This is a genomic window from Paenilisteria rustica (assembly GCF_013820765.1).
GTDB classification, from domain to species: domain Bacteria; phylum Bacillota; class Bacilli; order Lactobacillales; family Listeriaceae; genus Listeria_A; species Listeria_A rustica.
The window spans coordinates 20,139-41,346 of sequence record NZ_JABJVM010000018.1 but is presented as its reverse complement, the minus strand read 5'-3'; the positions used below and the strand labels follow the sequence as shown (position 1 = coordinate 41,346).

Here is a 21,208-nt window from a genome sequence, read left to right as displayed (position 1 = left end):
AATCTTCTTTGTTTATTTTGATTCATTATTTGGTCTTAATTGAAACGTCTGACCAGGTTTTATGAAGGGAAGTATAGCGATGGAGTCTGGAGTGATGCGCCCGATATTATTTATTTTTGATTCGATTGGCAAATCGCAGAGGGCTATCGTGATTTCGCCTTGATAACGTCCGAATAAGTTGTTATCAATGAGGATGCTACCGATGGGACGTGTGTTTGATAGGGTAGGAGAAATGTCGATTTTTGCTAAAGCTGGTCGAGATTTTTCTAGGCGAATGAGGTCACGTGCTGGGTCCATTCGGTTATTATCTGGCTTCAACAGATGTTTTTGGATGCGCGGATCTAGGTTTGGAGCTAATTGGCAGTCGAGTAATAGTGTGTTATCTTTAGCGAAAGCTGCGAATTGCTCGGTTGTTTGTGATTGGAGTGCTGGGTCGCCGATATAAATGTTGTCAACGCCGAGTGTTTCTAGTTCAAGTGCTGCCGAGAACGGATGGCTGTAGCGGTGCTTTTCAAGTGTTGGCAAGCCTTCGAATAAAGGTTGGCGTTTTTCGCCGTCGCCGGGCACGAAAGCTGCAATTTTTAAGCCGTGTTGATGTAGAAATGCATTCGTTTGCTTGAAAAAAGGAATATCGAGGCCAGTGTGTGGTTTTGGATAGTAGTTATGGAAGGCTTCAACTTGTGAGATATCGACGCCGGCTTGAATAAGTGTTTCTAAAAATGCGCTGTCAATGGTGCTGGCATTGAGGTAGACTTTGATTTTCTTGGCGAGTTTTGCGATTTCAACTGTCGTGAGTCCATAATCGACGCGTAGACCGGTGACGCCAAGTGCAGTCAACTGGTCAGCTGTGTCGATGGTGAGTCCAATGTGCGCCAGTGATTTAGCAGAAATATCGAGGATTAACTGCATGTTGTGTGTGTTTGCTGCAGCGCCAAGTCTTGTAAGCAAGTGGCGATAGTTTGCAGGGTTTTCTTCTGGAATATGTAAAGAGCTGAAAATGAGCGAAAAGCCTTTGTCGGACGCTTGTTGGATGGTTTTTTCAAAGTCATTGTCACTAGATAAATAAATCGAGATACCGAACATGTGAATCACCGTACTTTCGTGGTATTTTAAGTTAAGTATACAGGTCATGAAATTTTATTTCAAACAAAAGAAGATGGGACATAACCCCGATAAATCGGCGACAAGCGTTCGCATTCAGGGGATTAGGCGGACTTCCGGTTCTTCTACACTGCGTTTCGCATAACTTCTCACATGGTCGGGGAAACTACTCCCTCCCTGTTTTCAGTCATCACATACACCAGTATGCGCAGCTCTCCGGCTTCCACCCAATCCCCTGAATACAAACGCTTTCGCTCGATTTGTTTAAAGCAGAATTTTTCGTCCTACCCGAAGAAATGGGAGAGCGCTTTTGCCTTATCTTGAGTTTTGTCTCAACCTCTTTATTTTTCGTTTTTCAATGGCAATCACAAAAGGCGGGTTATTGCGTTGATTGATGAAGCGGTATTCTAAGACGTGAAACTGCTCTTGGGGGAGCGCTTCGGTATAGCGTAACACGGCTGATTTCTCGGTTTGACCCTCGGGATGACCGTGATAAATAACTAGAATCACAATGCCGCCGATGGTAAGTAGAGATAGGGCGGCTTCAATGGCTTTTATCGTAGAGTCAGCGAGTGTTGTGATTGTTTTGTCGCCGCCCGGAAGGTAGCCCAGATTGAAGATAGCTGCCTTGATTTCGGTTTGTTGTGGCAGGAGCTCGATCATGTTTGCGTGGCTCTCGCGTAAAAGTGTGGCTTGATCGGCAACATGTTTCTCAGTGAGCAATTGCGTTGTTGCTTCGATGGCTTCTTGCTGGATATCGAAACCAAATACGTGGCCATTCACACCAACCAGATTGGCTAAAAATGCTGTATCGTGGCCATTTCCAATCGTGGCATCAACAACAGTATCGCCAGGCAAAATAAGACGAGTCAGCAGGTCGTGACTGAATGGTAAAATGCTTTTTAAGTTCATGCTTCGTTCCCAACCTTCGCTGTGTTGTAAAATTTTCCTTGCCAACTATCACGTCTAACGAGTTCCGCATCAATCGAATTCAAAACTTCCCACTTATTCAAGCTCCAAATCGGGCCAATCAAGTCTTCGATCGCGCCGTCTCCCGTAATGCGATGAATGACCATCTCGGGAGGTAATATTTCGAGCTGATCGCAAACCAGGCTGACATAATCGTCCTTCGTTAAAAATTTTAGTTCGCCATTTTTGTACTGTTGAACCATTGGTGTGCCTTTTAGCAGATGTAATAAGTGGATCTTGATGCCCGCGACGCCGCTTTCGACGACTTTTTGTACGGTTTGCATCATCATTTCTGGTGTTTCGCGAGGTAGGCCATTGATAATATGCGTACAGACACGAATACCGCGAGCGTGTAATTTTTCGACACCTTCGACGTAACAATCGTAGTCATGTGCCCGATTGATAAGCACGCCAGTCTCGTTGTGCGCGCTTTGGAGACCGAGTTCCACCCAGAGGTAGATTCGCTCGTTTAACTCGGCTAAATAGTCCACAACGTCATCAGGAAGGCAGTCAGGGCGTGTTGCAATTGACAAACCAACGACGCCAGGCTCATTCAGCACGGATTCGTATTTTTCGCGGAGTTCGGCAACAGGGGCGTGCGTGTTCGTGAACGCTTGGAAATAAGCCATATATTTGCCGTCCTTCCATTTCGTATGCATCCGGTCCTTGATCGCGTGAAACTGGGTTTGCAAATCGTCCACCCGATCGCCTGCGAAATCACCAGACCCCGCCACACTGCAAAAAGTACAACCACCATGCGCGACCGTACCATCACGATTTGGACAGTCAAAACCACCATCGAGCGCCACTTTAAAAACTTTGTAGCCAAAATGGTCACGCAAGCAGTAATTCCATGTGTGGTATCGTTTATTATCGTTCGTATATGGAAATGGGTTCATCTTCGTCAAACTCCTTCAAACTTGAAATAATCATCCTTGTTATTTTATCATATTTTTCAGGGTTGCGGAGGAGTTATCATTGTGCTATGATATAAAAATACTTTAACTTGGTAATGTGTTAAATTGACTTGGGGGCAGAGAATATGAACAAAACAAACAAAAAAATGGGTTATCTCGTATTGACATCTTTAGTAGTAGGAAACATGATTGGTTCAGGAATCTTCATGTTACCACGGCAAATGGCGGCCGTAGCAAGCCCGCTCGGCATTATGCTGGCATGGATCTTAACAGGAACCGGTGTGTTAATGATCGCGCTCGTATTCGGAAATTTGGCTGTGCGACGACCAGACTTAACAAGTGGTGCGCAAAGCCATGCATTCGAATTGTTCCGCAATCCAAAACTAAAACGGCTGGCAGGATTTATCGCCGTCTGGAGTTACTGGGTCGCTAACTGGGCAGGAAACGTGTCCATTATCACCTCTTTTGCAGGTTACTTATCCGTCTTTTTCCCAGTACTTAATAGTAAAAAAATCGTGTTTACCATGGGATCCTATCAGTTAGGGCTCGGCCAATTGTTGACGTTTCTCATTTGTTCACTACTTTTATGGGGCGTTTGCCTGATCATCATTCAAGGCGTAAGTGGGGCTGGACGGATTAATTTTATCGCGACAGCAGCAAAAATCGTCGGCTTTTTCCTCTTCATCGTCGTTGGTTTATTCGCTTTCCAATCCTCTGTAATGGGCGAGTGGTATCATCCGGTTGTCGACACGAGTGGGCTAGAAAACGGCTTGTTATCTCAAGTGAACAGCGCAGCAATCGTTACCTTATGGGCGTTCATCGGAATTGAATCGGCAATGATGTTTGCAGGACGCGCGAAATCGGGTAAAACGGTTCGTGCTGCAACGATTTCTGGGCTTGTCATCTCGGTTTGTCTCTACACGACAATCACGATTCTGGCACTCGGACTTATCCCTAAATCCAAACTATTACATTCCGCAAGTCCGTTAGCCGATGCACTAAATGTTGTCACTGGTAGCGGTGGATCAGCAGTTATGGCGTTGCTCGCGCTTGTCTGTTTATTTGGCTCAGCGATTGGTTGGATTATGATGAGTTCCGAAGCGCCGTACCAAGCCGCGAAAAATGGACTTTTCCTCCCATTCCTAGCAAAAACGAATAAAAATGGTACGCCAGTTCTTGTTCTCATTTTGACATGTTGTGCGTCCCAATTATTCATCCTATCAACGCTTTCTGGCAATATCGCAACAGCCTACGATTTCGTGGTCAAAGTCTCGACGCTGGCGTTTCTCGTCCAATATTTCATCTCACCGCTATTCCAATTAAAATTGACGCTAACCGGTGCGACATACGAGACGAATTCACTAGGAAAACGTTGGTTCGATGGCTTTATCGCAGCACTTGCACTAACGTACGCTAGTTGGATTATCAAAAGTGGAACAGAGGACTGGCGCGTGTTCGCTCTTAGTCTAGGTCTATTCTTCCTAGGATTCCTATTATATCCACTGATGAAATACAAGCCGTTAGCGAAATGACAATCGTTGCTTTATCCGCGTATTTATGCTATTTTTAAGACATCTTTAGGTTACTTTGGGAATGCGAAAGAAGTGGGGAAATGATAATTGTATACCTTGTGCTGGCGATTATTTGTTTGATGGTCATCACAGCTTTTTATGGGAAAATAAATATTCGAAAGCATTGGATTGGTTTCGCAGCACTTGTTTTACTAGTTGCGATGATGGCGATTTTTTTCAGGCAAACGTTTTTCGTGACGGGCAGTCCGTATCACGAAATTCATAAGCAGGTTGCTTCGACAGATCTTTCTTCGGAGTCGGTGAATGGGGTTAAAATCGACCAAGTGCTGTCAACCGCGGCGCAGAAAAAAGATTTTAAATCGAAGGAAGTCACGGATAAAAGTCTCCAAAAAGAGATTAAAGTACTCGTTCCAAAGAAAAAAGAAAAGGCCACATACTGGGTATCTATCGAGGACGCTGACAAAAATCGTGTGATACATATCGAATATGGTAGCGATAAATTAACAACGAGCCGTGGCATCAAGTTCGGCGATTCTGTTGATAAAGTGACTAGTACGTATGGTTCGGCGTATCGCAATTTAACGAAGTCTGATCGCTATGAGCAGGAGCTTGTGTATGAAGATAAGGATAATAATATCGAATTACGCTTTGGTTTTTGGGATAACAAAGTTGAGATGATTTGGTTGACGGCACTTGATAAAGCTCCGATTTAGAGGGTTGTCAAAGTGCGGCTTATAGGCTACAATAGAGCTATTGATGAAGCAAAAGAAGAGGAGTAGTAGTACAGGTTCTTGGCGTTTAGAGAGGTGACGGTTGGTGTGAGTCACACGCGAAGATGTACGAACTTGCCTCGGCACGCATAGATGTGGTGAAAACCGCCGTCCTTTTCCGCGTTAAGGAATTCTTGAGTTGAGTGGAGACACTAATTTGGGTGGTACCGCGGGGGTTTTTACTCTCGTCCCATGGCATTTTTTTGCTGTGGGATTTTTTGTTATGCAGCAAGTATAGAAAGGGAGTTTTGGATTATGACATTTAATCACAAAGAGATGGAGCCGAAATGGCAGAAGAAATGGGAAGACGAGAAGATTTTCAAAACGACGGAGGACGCGGATAAGTCGAATTTTTATGCACTCGATATGTTTCCTTATCCATCAGGCTCAGGACTCCACGTTGGACATCCAGAAGGCTACACGGCGACGGATATTATTTCACGAATGAAGCGGATGCAAGGGTTTAACGTGCTTCATCCGATTGGGTGGGATGCGTTTGGACTTCCTGCTGAGCAGTACGCGATTGATACAGGGAATGATCCTGCTGAATTTACAGCGCATAATATCGAGAATTTCACGCGCCAAATCAAGTCGCTAGGTTTCTCTTACGACTGGGATCGCGAAATTAACACGACCGACCCGAGTTATTACAAATGGACGCAATGGATTTTCACGAAACTATACGAAAAAGGACTCGCATATGAGGCTGAGGTTGCGGTGAACTGGTGCCCAGCGCTTGGTACGGTGCTTGCGAACGAAGAAGTTATCGATGGCAAAAGCGAACGCGGTGGACATCCTGTTTTCCGTAAGCCGATGCGTCAATGGATGCTAAAAATTACGGCGTACGCGGACCGTTTGCTAGATGATTTGGATTTGGTAGACTGGCCAGAAAATATTAAAGATATGCAGCGCAACTGGATTGGGCGTTCAGAAGGTGCGGAAGTCGCGTTTCAAGTAAAAGACAACGACGCGAATTTCACCGTATTTACGACGCGTCCAGATACACTTTTTGGGGCAACGTATGCAGTTCTAGCGCCAGAGCATGATTTGGTGGATAAAATTGTAACGGCGGATCAAAAAGAAGCGGTGACGGCGTATCAGAAACAAGTGGAGCTTAAAAGCGAGTTGGAGCGTACCGATCTTGCGAAAGATAAGACTGGCGTTTTCACGGGAGCTTACGCGATTAATCCAGTGAACGGTGAAGAGATGCCGATTTGGATTGCCGATTATGTCCTAATTCAGTACGGAACTGGTGCGATTATGGCGGTTCCAGCACATGATGAGCGTGATTATGCGTTTGCGAAACAATTCCATTTGGCCATTAAAGCAGTTCTGGCTGGCGGGAATGTCGAAGAAGAAGCCTATACTGGCGATGGCGACCACATTAATTCAGAATTTCTCAACGGTCTGAATAAAGACGATGCGATTGCGAAAATCATTGATTGGCTAGAAGAAAATAAAGCTGGAACGCGTAAAATTAGTTTCCGTTTGCGCGATTGGTTGTTCAGCCGTCAGCGTTATTGGGGCGAACCAATCCCTGTGATTCATTGGGAAGATGGCGAAACAACAACGATTCCAGAACAAGAATTGCCACTACTCCTTCCAAAAGCAACCGAAATCAAACCATCTGGAACAGGCGAATCACCACTTGCAAACCTGACTGACTGGGTAAACGTTGTCGATGCAGATGGTCGTAAAGGGGTTCGCGAAACGAATACAATGCCGCAGTGGGCTGGATCTAGCTGGTACTTCCTGCGCTATATCGATCCAGAAAACAAGGACGTTTTGGCGGATAAAGAAAAGCTTGAAAAATGGCTTCCAGTTGACGTATATATCGGTGGCGCTGAGCATGCGGTATTGCACTTGCTATACGCGCGATTCTGGCACAAATTCCTGTACGATATTGGTGTTGTACCAACGAAAGAACCGTTCCAAAAACTGTTTAACCAAGGCATGATTTTGGGCGATAATAACGAAAAAATGAGTAAATCTCGCGGCAATGTTGTTAATCCGGATGACGTGGTTGAACAATACGGTGCGGACACGCTACGCCTTTACGAAATGTTCATGGGTCCACTTGAAGCATCGATTCCATGGAACGCAAATGGCCTAGAAGGAGCGCGCAAATTCCTAGACCGCGTTTGGCGCTTGTTTATCGAGGAAGAAACAGGCGAAATCAACGCTAAGATCACGACAGAAGCCAATGTTGACCTTGAGAAATCCTACCACCAAATGGTGAAAATGGTATCCGAGCACTATGAAAACCTACGTTTCAATACAGGTATTTCGCAGTTGATGATTTTCATAAATGATGCGTATAAAGCAACGACCGTTCCGAAAAATAATGCAGAAGGTTTCGTTCAACTCCTTTCGCCAATCGCGCCACATTTGGCAGAAGAGCTATGGAGTCGTCTTGGTCATACCGAAACGATTACGTATGAGTCATGGCCAACATTTGATGCTTCCAAATTGGTGGAGGATGAAGTCGAAATCGTGCTACAGGTGAACGGTAAAGTGAGAGCTAAAGTCACAGTAGCGAAAGATTTGGGCCGAGATGAGCTAGAACAAATCGCTCGAAGCAATGATAAAATCACCGAAGAAATAGCGGGCAAAACAGTCCGTAAAGTCATCGCTGTCCCTGGTAAATTGGTAAACATTGTAGCTAATTAAACTTAATAACCAGTCCATCTAACTCCATTCATGGTTAGGTGGACTATTTTGTTTCTAAAGAATTTCTAAAGGTTTGCTTTTTGTCAAATTCACGTCATAAATCTATGGTATGATGGAAAAAATGAACCACTAGGATGATGAATAATGAATGTATTAATTGCAGATGATCAAAAAGATATGTTGAAAATTTTATGTGCTTATTTTGAAAAAGAGGGCTTTACTGTTTTTCAAGCGGAAAATGGAGAAGAGGCTTTAGAAATATATTATCGTGAAAAATTGGATTTAGCGGTGTTGGATTGGATGATGCCGGGCGTAAATGGTATGGAAGTTTGCAAAGAAATGAAGGCGTCGAGCTCTGTGAAGGTGATGATGTTGACGGCGAAAAGTGAGGGCGAGGATGAATGTTATGCGCTAGAAGCTGGAGCGGATGACTACGTCAAGAAGCCATTTTTCCCGAAAGCGTTGTTGGTTCGCGCGAAGAATTTGACGGGTTTTCAGAACTGTTTCGAAGTGGCGGATATTACGATTGATACATATGCCAAGAAATTATTTAAACAAGGTATGGATATTAATGCCACAAAAACGGAGTATGAATTAATGCGTGTGTTATATCAAAATAAAGGTGCGATTCTGAATCGAAATCAGCTGCTGGATATTGTTTGGGGGATTGATTATGAAGGCGAAGAGCGCACAGTAGACACGCATATTAGGCGGCTTCGCGAAAAAGTTGGTGACGGGCTGATTAAGACGCACCGCGGGATGGGCTATAGTATCGAGGTCGGTAATGAGTAAACTCGGTCGTAAGCTGACGTGGCGCATTTCGGCAGTGGTTATCGGTGTTTTTGCGCTATCGATGCTCGTGAATCAGTTTTTCTTACCTAAATACTATCATTTTGAGATGAATCAAAAAGTGACGCAGGCGATGAAAGAGGTCGACAAGTGGGATAAGAAGCGGATTGAGAATGACCTTGGCATACTGGAAGCGAAATATGATGTGACGATTGTAGCTGAGAAAATGAGTAACAATGTGGACGATCTCAATGAAATGTTGCGGCTCGACTTGGCACAGAAACGCATTGCGCTGAACCGCTTTTGGGTGACTGGTGAGACGCTAGAGGATTTAAAAAAAGGCTCGATTATTACGAAGTTATACGACCAAGGCAAGCAAAAATCGAGTTTTTTAGTGAGTTTAAATGAGAAGGACGGACTGCTTATCGTGGCGGGAATTTCGATTGCCAATTACGATGAAACCGCAAAAATCATCAATGAATTTAATTTGATGTTGATGCTGTTCGGTTCTATCTTAGTCGTTGCGCTCACTGGCTTTTTATCTCGAAAAATCACGAAACCGCTGGAAGAATTAAAAATTGTTGCTGACCAGATTTCGAAATTGGAATTTGAGAAGGTGAGCATTGAAACGCGCGATGAATTGGAAGATTTGGCGACGAGTATTAATGTGATGAGTGATGATTTGAAGAAGGCGCATCATGCCCTGCTTCGGCGAAATAAAGAGTTGAAGCATTTTATGGCGGATTTAACGCATGAATTGAAAACACCGCTCGCATTGATTAAAGCCTATAGCATGGGGATTCAGGATGGCTTGGACGACGGGACTTACATGGCGACAATCGTGAAACAGACCAATCAAATCTCGGTGATTATTGAAGAATTATTGCGTTTTTCCAAAATGGAAGTAGATCCACTGCACCTAGAAAAAATCGAAGTTCGGATGCTTTTTGAGGAAATCCTTGCAAATTATCAAGAAACGACAGATCTAGATATTCGGACAAAATCGGAAATCAGTCCAGAAATCGTTATTTTGGCGGATAAGGCAAAACTAGAGATGGTGTTTAATAATGTCATCACAAACGCGGTGAAATACGCAACAACGAATCAAATTAAAATCGAGTGGACCGAGCAGAATAATAAAGTTTACTTCGCCATTAAAAATGAAACAACGATTCGCGATTCGCAAACATTAGAGCATATTTGGATGCCGTTTTATGTGAGAGAAGCTTCGCGAAATAAGAACTTTTCGGGAACTGGGCTTGGGCTCGCCATTGTGCAAACGGTCATGGAACAACATGAATTTGAGTACGGCGCGAAACTGGAAGATGGCTGGATTACGTTTTATCTGATTTTTGATAAGGTCGAGTAAGGGAGGGGAAAGCAAGTATGAAAATAAAAAATATCGTCGTGAGTGTTGTACTTGTCTTTCTCATCGCGATCTTACTGATTTTGCAAATCTGGCAACCGCATGAGGCGATGCCAGCGCAAGGGTCTACAAAAATACAAACAATTGAGAGGTTAAGGCTATGAAAAGAGAAACATTTATTTTTATATTAGGCGTACTAGCGGCAGGCGCACTCGTGTTTCACTTCTATGATCAGTACCAGCAACGCGCGGCAATGAAGGACATGATTACAGAAACGGCGAAAAAACACGATATACCAGCTTGGATACCACTCTCGATTGCCGAAACAGAAAGCGGATTTGACCCAGAAACGATTGGCGATTCGGGAACTTCCTATGGCTTATTTCAGTTGCATCGCGGTGGTTTAGCGCCAGAAGAAATGACCGAGGAGGAACTATTGAAACCCGAAGAAAATATTGAAATCGCAATTACGAACATGACGCGCGCTTACGACCGTGCGCAGGTGAAAGGTTTGGAAGGTATTGCGATGCTTACTTATATTGCCAATACATCCGGCTGGCCGACCCAACGCGGAACCGATTGGACGGATCAAAATACGAATTATAATAAAAAATTAGCGAAAAATTTCAAGAAACATATTAAAGTAAAAGAATTAGCAACAGCAGAATAAAGTTGGAAAGTGGCTTAGCGCAAAGGTTAAGCTGCTTTTTATTTTTTATGAACTTGAAACTTTATTTCATTATTTTAAAATAGTTATTGAAATATAATTCCGAATGAGTTACAATAAACGTATGAAAGAGGTGTTTTTATGTTAGAGAATTTATCCACGGAAAAACGAAATGAAAAGACAACATCTTTAGATACCCTAACTGTAAAAGAAGCATTACAGATTATGAATGAAGAAGATGCGAAAGTACCGGTTGCTATTGCGGCGAATCTCGCTTCAATTGAAACCGTTATCACTGGTGTAATAGAGAGTTTTAAAAAAGGTGGACGCTTGATTTATCTTGGTGCAGGAACGAGTGGACGTCTTGGTGTTTTAGACGCTGCGGAATGTGTGCCAACGTTTGGAGTTCCCGCTACAATGGTCGTTGGTTTAATTGCCGGTGGCGAGAAAGCGTTTTTACAAGCGGTAGAAGGTGCCGAGGATTCGGTCGCTTTTGGTAAAGAAGATTTAGAAAGTATTGCATTGACAGCGAATGATTATGTGTTAGGAATCGCGGCGAGTGGCCGTACACCTTACGTGATTGGTGCGCTTGATTATGCAAAAGAAGTTGGTGCGAAGACAGGAGCTTTGTCTTGTAACACGAACGCAGCGATTTCAAAACATGCGGATACAGCGATCGAAGTAGATTGCGGACCTGAAATTTTGACAGGATCGACGCGTTTGAAAGCCGGCACAGCGCAAAAACTAGTTTTAAATATGATTTCGACGATTTCGATGATTGGAATAGGGAAAGTATATAAGAACTTGATGGTCGACGTGATGCCAACGAATGAAAAATTGGTAGAACGTTCGAAACGTATCATCATGGAAGCGACAGAATGTGATTACGCGACAGCAGAAAAGCATTTTGAATTAGCAGGACAGCATGTGAAACCAGCAATTGTCATGATTTTAACGAACACAGACCTTGCGACAGCCACGGAAAAATTAGCATCAGCGGATGGTTTTATCAGACGCACTTTAGACTAAGAGGAGGTACGAAACATGAGTAAAGAGCAAGATTTAGGCCAAAAGATTTTTGAAGAAGTTGGCGGCATGGGAAACGTTTCTAAAATCGCGCATTGTATGACACGTGTACGATTAGGAATTAAAGATACAGATAAGGTCGACGTGGAAGGCTTGAAAAAAGCACCAGGCGTACTTGGAGTTGTAGAAGATGATACGCTCCAAATCATTGTTGGACCAGGATTTGTAAACAAAGTAGCAGGCGCGATGTGTGATATGGCAGGCGTGAAATTAGGTGAAACATTACCAGATAACTTAGATGAGAATTTGACACAAAGTTCGACTGCGAAAACCGGTAAAGAATTGGTGGAAGAAAGAGCAGCGGCGACGAAAGCAGACATGAAAAAGAAACAAAATAATTCATCTGGATTTAAGCGTTTATTGAAATCCGTTGCAAACATTTTTGTTCCTCTAATTCCAGGTTTTGTGGGTGCCGGTTTAATTGCTGGTATCGCGGCGATTCTATTCAATAATATTCAAGCTGGGAATCTAGATGCTGCAACATGGTCGCAATATGTTACTGTTTTAAATGTTATTAAAAATGGTATTTTCTCATTCCTTGTTATTTATGTAGGGATTAATACAGCGCAAGAATTCGGTGGGACGCCAGTACTTGGTGGAGCCATCGGTGGTGTGACATTGCTTATGGGCGTGACGCCAGAATTCCCAATCAAGAATATTTTCAACGGTAGTGACATGGTCGCAGGACAAGGTGGTATTATCGGTGTACTTCTAGCTGTATACTTACTTTGTGTTCTTGAGAAATTTTTACGTAAATGGATTCCGAATTCGCTGGACATCATTTTAACACCGATGTTAGCGTTACTCATCATTGGTTTGTTCACGATTTTCATCATTATGCCATTTGCAGGCGTTATTTCAACAAGCCTAGTAGGAAGTATCAACTGGATTATTGCAAAAGGTGGACTGTTCGCCGGATTCGTTCTAGGGACGCTATTCCTGCCAATGGTTATGCTTGGACTTCATCAAGTGTTAACGCCAATCCATGTTGAAATGATAGCGCAACAAGGGTACACGATTTTGTTACCAATGCTTGCAATGGCAGGTGCTGGACAAGTTGGTGCGTCAATCGCAATTTGGATGCGTTGTCGCAAAAATAAACCTTTAGTCACTATGATTAAGGGTGGGTTGCCAGTAGGTATTCTTGGTATTGGTGAACCATTAATCTACGGTGTTACTATTCCGCTTGGTCGTCCGTTTATCACGGCATGTCTCGGCGGAGGTATCGGTGGAGCTATTATCGGTTTCTTCGGTAATGTTGGTGCCATTGCAATTGGCCCATCAGGCGTAGCGCTTATCCCGCTTATCGCTAATAATTCATGGTTAGAATACGTTATCGGCTTACTAGCAGCATATCTTGGCGGTTTCATCCTCACTTATCTGTGGGGCGTGCCAAAAGATGCGATGGAAGCTGTAGAAGAGTAAAGTGAAGAAAGTGGGACGAATGTGTCTCACTTTTTTTGTTGTATGGTCATCCGACATGTTATAATTAAGCATGGAATTTATTCAAAGGAGGTGGCAACCAATATAATGGGAAGTGTGATTAATCGAATTCAAGGTATTGTAGATGAATTGCCGAAATCAGAGGCAAAAGTAGGTCGCGCGATATTAGCAGATCCAAGTAAAATCGTAAAAATGTCGATTCATGAACTGGCTGAAAGTTCTGGCGCGAGTGGCGCTGCGGTGATTCGTTTTTGCCACTCAATGGGGTTAGAGGGTTTTCCAGAGCTAAAGATGAAGCTATCGGTTGAGCTAGCTCGGCCTGAAAAGATAGGTTACTATGATATTGAGCCAAATGAGGAGTTTGAAGAGATCACGAGAAAGCTTGTTTCTAACACCGTGCAAACATTGAATGACACAGTTGGGCAGTTAGAGAAAGAAAAAATTATGGATGCGTGCGAGATTCTCTACAAGGCGGATACGATCTACGCATATGGTGTTGGCGCTTCATGGTTAATTGCCGAGGATATTGCACAAAAATGGATGCGTGCTGGCAAACATGCGATTGCGATTGCAGATCCACATATTTTAGCCATGGCTTTTGCGGCGGGTTCTAAAAATGCGGTTTTCTTTGCGATTTCGAATAGTGGGGAAACGAGCGAAGTGTTGCAGTTGGCCGATGAGGCGCTGAACAATGGTCTAGAATTACTTAGTTTAACCCGTTTTGGACAGAATAAATTGAAACAACGAGCGTCAGTTGCATTGGAAACGTCACGTGCGCCGGAAACCGAGCTAAGGAGTGCGGCAACAAGTTCGAGGCAAGCGCAGTTTTTAGTGATTGATATCTTGTTCTACTTCTACGCTTCGCATCATTATGAGGAAATGATTGAGCAGATAAGGACATCACGGGAAGCGACGAATCGTTTTAGAGAATCTTGATTTGTTTGCTACATAATTTGAAAAGGTAGGTCAAAACGGCTTATCTTTTTTGTTGCCTTTTTCGCTAAAATGGGAAGATTGTGATATAATAAGGGAAACTCGATGGAGAAGGTGATAGTAATGGGGGACGACTTGGGTGAGAAGAAAGTATTAATTGAAGAAATTGAAGGATTAGCCTTGGGATATCAGGTTGGGGAGCCGATTTTCACGAAGGAGATTAAGCAGCAAGTAAATGAACATTTTGAAGTAGCAAGTAATGATAGTTTTACGAGGACAGTGAATGAATATTTGCGTAGATTGGAAAAAAGAGGCGTTATTTCTAAATATGATGATGGTATTTATTTTCGTAGCAAAGAGACTAAGTTTGGACGAAGCGCTATCGACAAAGAAAAGCTTGTTAAGAAGGCATATATCGTCGATGAACAAGAGGATGAAGTGATTGGATACATTGCGGGGGCTGCTTTTCTTAACGCCAATGGTTTTTCTAATAATATGACGAATCGGCAGGAAATCGTGACAAACAATTATAACGTGAAGAAACCAATCCATAAATTTAGTAACCCACCAATCATTAAAAAGCCTAAAGTGCCAATTTCTAAGTACAATTACCGTTATTTCCAGTTGTTGGATACGTTAAGAGATATTGAGCAGTATCATGTATTGGATGCCTCTTTTTACGTATCGCTCTACGATTATATGGAACGAGAGCGGATCGATGGGTTCAAACTACTTGGCTATGCAAAAAAATACTATAATCAAAAAGTAATGCACATACTGGATGAACTAGCGGAGGCTGTTCTAGACAGGGAGCTGATTGGTTAATGTACTGTACTCTGCATCATGATCGACATGTATTTAGGGATTTACTAGAATCTATTTTTAATGAGCATGATATATTGCCAGAGATTTTAGAGAAAGATTATTATGTATGTTTAATGTTGCAGGAAATAGCTGTTGTACAACGAGAGTATGACGTATATTTTAAAGGTGGGACGGCATTATATAAATGTTTAAAGAGGATTAATCGTTTTTCAGAGGACATCGATTTAACATTTAATAATGAAAAATTTATTTCTAAAACGAGTAAAGGTAATGCGTTGAAAAAGGTGACTTCGTGTTATGCACAATTGAGTATAAACACGGCACATCCGCAAAGTGTCTCTGGAAGTGGTTCGAGGACATCGGTTTATGAGTACGATACTTTGTTTGAGACGGGCTTTTCGAAGAGAGATTCGTTGGGAAGAGTTGGGACAGTTAAGGTTGAGACGACAGCTTTTACGACATTTGAGCCCTATTCTGCGTATTTGATGGAACCGATTATACTAACATTAGCGTCAGATTCGATTAAGCAAATTTTGAATGTGGAATATAATATGAAGCCATTTCAAATGAATGTGATGAAAGTGGAACGGATATTTGTTGATAAACTATTCGCTGTAGAGGATTATTATTTAGGGTCTACTGGAGCAGGAAGATTTATTGAAATGGGGAAGCATTTATATGATTTAATTATATTATTTGAGTTGCCTTCCATTCAAAAATTACTATTGGAATCAGGGGCTGAATTACGTTTTATCGTGGAGCAAAAGAGGATAGAGCAGGACTTGAGGCACGAGGCTAAGACTTTGGGTAAGTCCATTTGTGCATTCGGTTATTGGAATTGTTTGGGAAGCGACAAAGAGATTGAAAAGGGATATAATAGAATGCAGAATGTGTATATTTTCTTGGATGATGACAGGAGGACATTCGAATATATTCTTGAAAAATGTGGTTATATTCACAAGCGGTTCATGGAGAATTCATTGTAAAAAATACTTGACTTTAGCAAGAATATCGGCTAATATGAGTGTTATATTAAATGAATGCGTGGATGAAGAGTAAGTAACATGATGGATGTTTCAAGAGAGCTGATGGTTGGTGTGAATCAGTAGCAGAGATGATGTGAATGGACTTCGGAGCAACTAAGCTGAACGGGATTTTTCCTCAGTAGGAGTTAGCGATTAGGCCTTATCGTTACACAAGGCACCCCATATCATTGTGGGATTGAGTGAATCGTTTTTCGATTAATTAAGGTGGTACCACGGGTCTCCCGTCCTTATCTAATGTTTATTAGATAAGGAGGGAGGCCCTATTTTGTTTGACAGAGTTTAGGCGAGGTAAATCGGCGGCAAGCGTCCGCATTCCACAAGTTTGGCGGACTTCCGGTTCTCACATACACCAGTATGCTCCGCTTCCGGATTCCACCAAACTTGTGGAATACAAACGCTTTCGCTCGATTTGTGTAAAGCGATAAAGTATTCTTATACGAAGAGAATAAAAAATAATAAACGAAAACATAAAGCAAGAAGAGTAAGCAAACATAATTTTTCCAGAGAGTCAGTGGTTGGTGTGAACTGATAAAGTTAGTTTGCTGAAGTGGTCCTTGCGTGTGCGGCTTTGAACTAAAAAGTAGGAGCTGCCGGGTTCTCCCGTTATTGAGATAGAGTATGTGATTCGTACTCGAATGAGATGGAATTTTTTATGATTCCAATATGAGGTGGTACCGCGGTATTTGATTATTCGCCCTCTAAAGAAAACAGTGATTTGGCTGGGTTCTTTAGGGGGCTTTTTTGTATTTTAGAATTGGAGGAATGAGCGATGAAATTAACTAGGAAAATAAATGCGGATACGATTACGGCGATTTTGGCTTATGAGCGTTTGGATGGGGAAAATAAGGCGTTACTTGAGGGCGCGGCGCGAGATGCGGATGCGGGCCGGTATTCGATCATTGCGATGGATCCGGTGCATGAGATAAAGGTTTATGGACAGCGATTCGTGTTGGATGGAGTGGAGAGAACGGTGGTCGATCCGTTGGCGGAGCTTGATAAGGTGATTCGGACGGCGCCAAAACATGCGGATTCGCTTCCTTTTGAGGCTGGTGCGATTGGTTATGTTGGCTATGATACGATTGCACTCTATGAGGATTTGGGCGAGATGCCACGGGAAACGCGCGCGGGATTAGCGGATATTCATTTTATGGTATATGAGTCGTTTTTGATTATGGATCATCAGGCGGAGGAAATGACGCTTGTGCAGGATAATTGCTACTCGGGTCGGACGGCGAGTGAGATGCGGGAGGCGCTTGATCGGATGCAGGGGCAGTTGGTGACGCCGGGGGAACGTGAGATGCGGGATGTTGCGGTGACGCCGATGGAATATACGAGTAATGTGACAAAAGCGGAGTATATGACGCAGGTCGAGCGGGCGAAGGCGCATATTAGGAACGGTGACTTTTTCCAAATTGTGTTGTCGCAGCGTTTGGAGGCGCCATTTACGGGTGATGCGTTTGATTATTACCGAAAATTGCGATTGTTGAATCCTTCGCCGTACTTGTTTTTCGTTGATTTTGATGAGACGACGTTGATTGGGTCTTCTCCGGAGAGTTTGGTGAGTGTGACGGGTGATGTGGTTGTGACGAATCCGATTGCTGGGACGCGAAAACGTGGGGCGACGAAGCAGGAGGATGAGCGTTTAGCGGAGGAACTTTTGCATGATGAAAAGGAGCTCGCGGAACATCGGATGTTGGTGGATTTGGGGCGTAATGATATTGGAAAAGTTGCGGTGACGGGAAGCGTAAATGTTCCGGTTTACTTGACGATTGAGCGATATCGCTTTTTGATGCATCTGGTGTCGGTTGTGGATGGTGTGCTGAAACCGGGGTTGACGGCGATGGATGCGCTGAAATCGGTGCTACCGGCTGGGACGGTGAGTGGTGCGCCTAAGATTCGAGCGATGGAACGGATTTATGAATGGGAAAATGTGAAGCGTGGTCCTTATGCGGGTGCGGTTGGATATTTGACGCATCAAGGGGATTGTGATTTCGCGCTGGCGATTCGAACGATGGTGTTGCATCAGGGAACGGCGTATGTGCAGGCTGGTGCTGGGATTGTCTATGATTCGGATCCGGAGAGTGAATATTTAGAAACGCTGCAAAAAGCGAAAGCGTTACTGGAGGTTGGAAAATGATTTTATTAGTCGATAATTATGATTCGTTTACGTATAATTTGGAGCAGTATTTGGCGGAATTTGCGGATGAGGTTGTGGTTTGCCGGAATGATGCGGCGGATTTGATGGAGCTAGCGGCCAGTGCGACGGGAATTGTGTTGTCACCTGGGCCTGGGAAGCCGAGTGAGGCAGGACTTCTAGAAGAGGTTGTGCGGCAGTTCGCGGATAAGAAGCCAATGCTTGGGATTTGTTTAGGACATCAGGCGATTGGTGAGGTGTTTGGCGGGACGGTGAGTCGGGCTGGCGCGATTAGGCACGGTAAGGTTTCGATGATGCGACAAACGGCTGGTAGCGCGATTTTTGCGGGGTTAGATGAGGAACTGGAAATTATGCGGTATCATTCGCTGATTGTGGAGAAGGAGGCGTTTCCGGAGGCTTTGGAGGTTTTGGCGCGGTCGCTGGATGATGATGAGATTATGGCGATGCAGTTGCGCGGATTTCCGGTTTATGGGTTGCAGTTTCATCCAGAATCGATTGGGACGCTGGATGGCAAACGGATGATGGCGAATTTTGTAGCGATTGTGGAAAAGGAGGGTGAGCGAGATGGAAGCGTATTTGCAAAAAGTGTATGATCAGCAGAATTTGACGCGATTCGAGATGCAGGAGGTTGCTTCGGCGATTTTTGCAGGAGAATTAAGTCAGGCGCAAATCGCGGCTTTCTTGATGGCTCTGAAAATTAAAGGAGAAACGATTGAGGAGATGCAGGCGATTGCTGAAACGATGCAGGGTGTGGCGTTACAGTTACCGATGGCATCTGAAAATACGATGGATAATTGCGGAACTGGCGGGGATAAATCGCTTAGCTTTAATGTGAGTACGACCTCGGCTTTTGTGTTGGCGGCTGCTGGGATTAAGGTGGCGAAACATGGGAATCGCAGTATTTCAAGTAAGTCGGGAAGCGCGGATGTTTGTCAGGAGTTGGGCATTGATATTTCGCTTGGCACGGAGGATATGGTATATTTACTGGAGAATGCTGGTATTGCTTTCTTATTCGCGCCGCACGTGCATCCAAATATGAAATATGTGATGGAAGTGAGACGGGAGCTTAATACACCGACGATTTTCAACTTGATTGGACCGCTGACAAATCCGGTGAAGCTGGAGACGCAATTGATGGGAATTTATCGTCGTGATTTGCTGGAACAAACAGCGCAAGTGCTTGGAAAATTAGGTAGGAAACGCGCGATTGTAGTAAACGGCGGTGGTTTCATGGATGAGGCGTCGCTTGCGGGAGAGAATCATTACGCGCTCCTTGAGAATGGCGAGGTGACAATGCATCGCTTTTTGCCGGAGGACGTTGGCTTAGAAAGTCGTGATTTGGAGGCGATTCAAGGTGGCGATGCGAAACGGAATGCGGACATTTTGCTATCGGTTTTAAAAGCGGAGCCGAGTGCGTATTACGATACAGTAATTTTGAACGCTGGCCTCGGGTTGCTGGCTCATGGAAAAGTAACAACGCTTGTTTCGGGTATCGAAATGGCGCGTGATTTGATTGATAGTGGTGAGGCTTATGCAAAATTAACACAATTATTAGCTTGTCAAAAGGAGAGATTAGTAGGATGACATTTTTAGAAGAGATCTTAGCAAAAAAAGCGCAAGAAGTGGCGGAAATGCCGGTTGAAAAAGCGAAATTAGACAGACAAAAACCGTATTTTCATGATTTTTTAAAGGCGAATAAAGAGGCGGTACAGCTGATTGCGGAAGTAAAACGAGCTTCTCCGTCGAAAGGCGCGATTAATCTTGATGTGGACCCGGTTGCCCAGGCGAAAAGTTACGAAGCGGCGGGCGCGGGCGCGATTTCAGTCCTGACAGATCAGCAATTTTTCAAAGGGGATATAGAGGATTTGCGGGCAGTGGCAGAGTCGGTGAGCATTCCGGTTTTGTGTAAGGACTTTATTATTAGTGAAAAACAGTTGATTCGCGCCAAAAATGCGGGGGCTTCGATTGTGTTGTTGATTGTGGCAGCCTTGTCGGAGGGAGATTTGGCGTCACTTTACAAACAGGCTACAGCGCTTGATTTAGAGGTGCTTGTGGAAGTGCATAATGAAGCGGAATTGGAGATTGCCGAACGACTAGGCGCAAAATTGATTGGCGTGAATAACCGCGACTTACATAGTTTTGTGGTGGATATTGCGGTGAGTGAACGCGTGGCAGGAGAATTTTCACTCGCGGATACGTTTTATATCAGTGAAAGTGGCTTCCGTGAACCGGTAGATGTGGCACGCGTGGCGAAGGCATTTAGTGTGGTGCTTGTTGGTGAGGCGTTGATGCGGGCAGGAAATGTCGAGCAAGCCGCGAGTGCATTGAAGGTGAGTCGGATATGACACAAATCAAAATTTGCGGACTGAAATACCGTCCTGATATCGATGTTGCGGTCGCGAATGGGGCGGATATGATTGGTTTCGTGTTTGCGCCGAGTAAGCGCCAAGTGACGCCGGATCAAGCTCGAATTTTAGCGCAGCATATGCCAGATTCGGTTAAAAAAGTAGGCGTTTTTGTGAATGAAAGTCCTGCGGAAATCAACAGAATCGCGGCGATGGTACCGCTTGATATTGTGCAATGCCATGGACAGGAGACGGCGGCGGATTTAGCGGAAATAAACCATCCAACAATCAAGGCTTTCCAAGTCAAGGATGGTCAGATAAATGGTGATGTAACAGCATTTCCAGATAGCTTGATTTTACTCGACGCCCCAATTGCAGGGCTTGGTGAAACGTTTGATTGGCAGGCGATTGTGAAAAAAGAATTGCCAAAGGAACGGCTGATTATTGCGGGAGGTTTGAACATAGATAATGTCACCGCAGCAATCGAGCAGTTCCAACCACTTGCCGTCGATGTATCCTCGGGTGTTGAGACGAACGGAACGAAAGACCCTGAAAAAATAATAAAATTCATTCAAAAAGCGAAGGAGTCCTGAA

Annotated in this window: 20 protein-coding genes and 3 other annotated features; of the genes, 17 read left to right on the top strand and 3 right to left on the bottom strand. The window is 43.9% G+C overall.

Features of this window, described 5'->3' with window-relative positions; genetic code table 11:
- Positions 1-12 precede the first annotated feature (12 nt).
- From HPK16_RS13885 to mnmL, 3 genes are all read right to left on the bottom strand, one after another.
- Complete coding sequence (locus HPK16_RS13885; RefSeq protein ID WP_181677527.1) at positions 13-1,131, bottom strand: MupG family TIM beta-alpha barrel fold protein; 1,119 nt, start codon at positions 1,129-1,131, stop codon at positions 13-15.
- A 285-nt stretch (positions 1,132-1,416) separates the two neighbouring features.
- Entirely contained in the window at positions 1,417-2,013 is a 597-nt protein-coding gene (mnmM, locus tag HPK16_RS13880) for a tRNA 5-(aminomethyl)-2-thiouridylate-methyltransferase MnmM (RefSeq protein WP_181677526.1), read from the bottom strand.
- A complete protein-coding gene (mnmL, locus tag HPK16_RS13875) occupies positions 2,010-2,978 on the bottom strand; it encodes a tRNA modification radical SAM protein MnmL/YtqA (protein WP_181677525.1) in 969 nt (322 codons plus the stop codon). Before mnmL ends, mnmM begins: the two co-directional genes overlap by 4 nt.
- 134 nt (positions 2,979-3,112) lie before the next feature.
- Between mnmL and HPK16_RS13870 the strand changes: the two genes are divergently transcribed.
- The 17 genes from HPK16_RS13870 (at position 3,113) to HPK16_RS13790 (ending at position 21,207) form a co-directional block, all read left to right on the top strand.
- On the top strand, positions 3,113-4,519 hold the full coding sequence (locus HPK16_RS13870) for an amino acid permease (protein WP_181677524.1): 1,407 nt from the start codon (positions 3,113-3,115) through the stop codon (positions 4,517-4,519).
- Positions 4,520-4,599: 80 nt separating this feature from the next.
- Positions 4,600-5,232 carry a hypothetical protein gene (locus tag HPK16_RS13865; protein WP_181677523.1) on the top strand — a complete coding sequence of 211 codons (633 nt, stop codon included), beginning with the start codon at positions 4,600-4,602 and terminating at the stop codon, positions 5,230-5,232.
- Between the two features lie 43 nt (positions 5,233-5,275).
- Positions 5,276-5,485 (top strand) — a binding site (T-box leader).
- A gap of 59 nt (positions 5,486-5,544) precedes the next feature.
- On the top strand, positions 5,545-7,959 hold the full coding sequence (leuS, locus tag HPK16_RS13860) for a leucine--tRNA ligase (RefSeq protein ID WP_181677522.1): 2,415 nt from the start codon (positions 5,545-5,547) through the stop codon (positions 7,957-7,959).
- A gap of 144 nt (positions 7,960-8,103) precedes the next feature.
- Positions 8,104-8,751 carry a response regulator transcription factor gene (locus HPK16_RS13855; RefSeq protein ID WP_181677521.1) on the top strand — a complete coding sequence of 216 codons (648 nt, stop codon included), beginning with the start codon at positions 8,104-8,106 and terminating at the stop codon, positions 8,749-8,751.
- Positions 8,744-10,117: a sensor histidine kinase gene (locus HPK16_RS13850; RefSeq protein WP_181677520.1), complete on the top strand. Its 1,374-nt coding sequence runs from the start codon at positions 8,744-8,746 to the stop codon at positions 10,115-10,117. Before HPK16_RS13855 ends, HPK16_RS13850 begins: the two co-directional genes overlap by 8 nt.
- A 17-nt stretch (positions 10,118-10,134) precedes the next feature.
- Positions 10,135-10,278, top strand: coding sequence for a hypothetical protein (locus HPK16_RS13845; protein ID WP_181677519.1), 144 nt, complete (start codon positions 10,135-10,137; stop codon positions 10,276-10,278).
- Complete coding sequence (locus tag HPK16_RS13840) at positions 10,275-10,784, top strand: transglycosylase SLT domain-containing protein (RefSeq protein ID WP_181677518.1); 510 nt, start codon at positions 10,275-10,277, stop codon at positions 10,782-10,784. Before HPK16_RS13845 ends, HPK16_RS13840 begins: the two co-directional genes overlap by 4 nt.
- Positions 10,785-10,922: 138 nt before the next feature.
- A complete protein-coding gene (murQ, locus tag HPK16_RS13835) occupies positions 10,923-11,810 on the top strand; it encodes an N-acetylmuramic acid 6-phosphate etherase (protein WP_181677517.1) in 888 nt (295 codons plus the stop codon).
- Between the two features lie 15 nt (positions 11,811-11,825).
- A complete protein-coding gene (locus tag HPK16_RS13830; protein WP_181677516.1) occupies positions 11,826-13,292 on the top strand; it encodes a PTS transporter subunit EIIC in 1,467 nt (488 codons plus the stop codon).
- Between the two features lie 105 nt (positions 13,293-13,397).
- Positions 13,398-14,246, top strand: a complete 849-nt coding sequence (locus HPK16_RS13825) for a MurR/RpiR family transcriptional regulator (RefSeq protein WP_181677515.1) — start codon at positions 13,398-13,400, stop codon at positions 14,244-14,246.
- A gap of 102 nt (positions 14,247-14,348) precedes the next feature.
- Positions 14,349-15,068, top strand: a complete 720-nt coding sequence (locus HPK16_RS13820; protein ID WP_181677514.1) for a hypothetical protein — start codon at positions 14,349-14,351, stop codon at positions 15,066-15,068.
- A 74-nt stretch (positions 15,069-15,142) separates the two neighbouring features.
- Complete coding sequence (locus tag HPK16_RS13815) at positions 15,143-16,054, top strand: nucleotidyl transferase AbiEii/AbiGii toxin family protein (RefSeq protein WP_181677513.1); 912 nt, start codon at positions 15,143-15,145, stop codon at positions 16,052-16,054.
- Positions 16,055-16,104: 50 nt separating this feature from the next.
- Positions 16,105-16,346, top strand: a binding site (T-box leader).
- 227 nt (positions 16,347-16,573) lie between these two features.
- Positions 16,574-16,816 (top strand) — a binding site (T-box leader).
- 67 nt (positions 16,817-16,883) lie between these two features.
- Positions 16,884-18,251 (top strand): anthranilate synthase component I, encoded by a 1,368-nt coding sequence (gene trpE, locus HPK16_RS13810; RefSeq protein WP_181677512.1) that lies wholly within the window; start codon positions 16,884-16,886, stop codon positions 18,249-18,251.
- On the top strand, positions 18,248-18,862 hold the full coding sequence (locus HPK16_RS13805; RefSeq protein WP_181677511.1) for an anthranilate synthase component II: 615 nt from the start codon (positions 18,248-18,250) through the stop codon (positions 18,860-18,862). Before trpE ends, HPK16_RS13805 begins: the two co-directional genes overlap by 4 nt.
- Positions 18,834-19,853, top strand: a complete 1,020-nt coding sequence (gene trpD, locus HPK16_RS13800) for an anthranilate phosphoribosyltransferase (RefSeq protein WP_181677510.1) — start codon at positions 18,834-18,836, stop codon at positions 19,851-19,853. The genes HPK16_RS13805 and trpD overlap by 29 nt, the downstream gene beginning before the upstream one ends.
- Entirely contained in the window at positions 19,850-20,614 is a 765-nt protein-coding gene (trpC, locus tag HPK16_RS13795) for an indole-3-glycerol phosphate synthase TrpC (protein WP_181677509.1), read from the top strand. The genes trpD and trpC overlap by 4 nt, the downstream gene beginning before the upstream one ends.
- A complete protein-coding gene (locus tag HPK16_RS13790; RefSeq protein ID WP_181677508.1) occupies positions 20,611-21,207 on the top strand; it encodes a phosphoribosylanthranilate isomerase in 597 nt (198 codons plus the stop codon). Before trpC ends, HPK16_RS13790 begins: the two co-directional genes overlap by 4 nt.
- The last annotated feature ends 1 nt before the right edge of the window (position 21,208 follow it).

Coding starts and splice junctions, on each gene's coding strand:
- HPK16_RS13885 (WP_181677527.1), bottom strand. CDS start 1,131: ATGACCTGTATACTTAACTTAAAATACCACGAAAGTACGGTGATTCAC.
- mnmM (WP_181677526.1), bottom strand. CDS start 2,013: ATGAACTTAAAAAGCATTTTACCATTCAGTCACGACCTGCTGACTCGT.
- HPK16_RS13870 (WP_181677524.1), top strand. CDS start 3,113: ATGAACAAAACAAACAAAAAAATGGGTTATCTCGTATTGACATCTTTA.
- HPK16_RS13865 (WP_181677523.1), top strand. CDS start 4,600: ATGATAATTGTATACCTTGTGCTGGCGATTATTTGTTTGATGGTCATC.
- leuS (WP_181677522.1), top strand. CDS start 5,545: ATGACATTTAATCACAAAGAGATGGAGCCGAAATGGCAGAAGAAATGG.
- HPK16_RS13855 (WP_181677521.1), top strand. CDS start 8,104: ATGAATGTATTAATTGCAGATGATCAAAAAGATATGTTGAAAATTTTA.
- HPK16_RS13850 (WP_181677520.1), top strand. CDS start 8,744: ATGAGTAAACTCGGTCGTAAGCTGACGTGGCGCATTTCGGCAGTGGTT.
- HPK16_RS13845 (WP_181677519.1), top strand. CDS start 10,135: ATGAAAATAAAAAATATCGTCGTGAGTGTTGTACTTGTCTTTCTCATC.
- HPK16_RS13840 (WP_181677518.1), top strand. CDS start 10,275: ATGAAAAGAGAAACATTTATTTTTATATTAGGCGTACTAGCGGCAGGC.
- murQ (WP_181677517.1), top strand. CDS start 10,923: ATGTTAGAGAATTTATCCACGGAAAAACGAAATGAAAAGACAACATCT.
- HPK16_RS13830 (WP_181677516.1), top strand. CDS start 11,826: ATGAGTAAAGAGCAAGATTTAGGCCAAAAGATTTTTGAAGAAGTTGGC.
- HPK16_RS13825 (WP_181677515.1), top strand. CDS start 13,398: ATGGGAAGTGTGATTAATCGAATTCAAGGTATTGTAGATGAATTGCCG.
- HPK16_RS13820 (WP_181677514.1), top strand. CDS start 14,349: ATGGAGAAGGTGATAGTAATGGGGGACGACTTGGGTGAGAAGAAAGTA.
- trpE (WP_181677512.1), top strand. CDS start 16,884: ATGAAATTAACTAGGAAAATAAATGCGGATACGATTACGGCGATTTTG.
- HPK16_RS13805 (WP_181677511.1), top strand. CDS start 18,248: ATGATTTTATTAGTCGATAATTATGATTCGTTTACGTATAATTTGGAG.
- trpD (WP_181677510.1), top strand. CDS start 18,834: ATGGAAGCGTATTTGCAAAAAGTGTATGATCAGCAGAATTTGACGCGA.
- trpC (WP_181677509.1), top strand. CDS start 19,850: ATGACATTTTTAGAAGAGATCTTAGCAAAAAAAGCGCAAGAAGTGGCG.
- HPK16_RS13790 (WP_181677508.1), top strand. CDS start 20,611: ATGACACAAATCAAAATTTGCGGACTGAAATACCGTCCTGATATCGAT.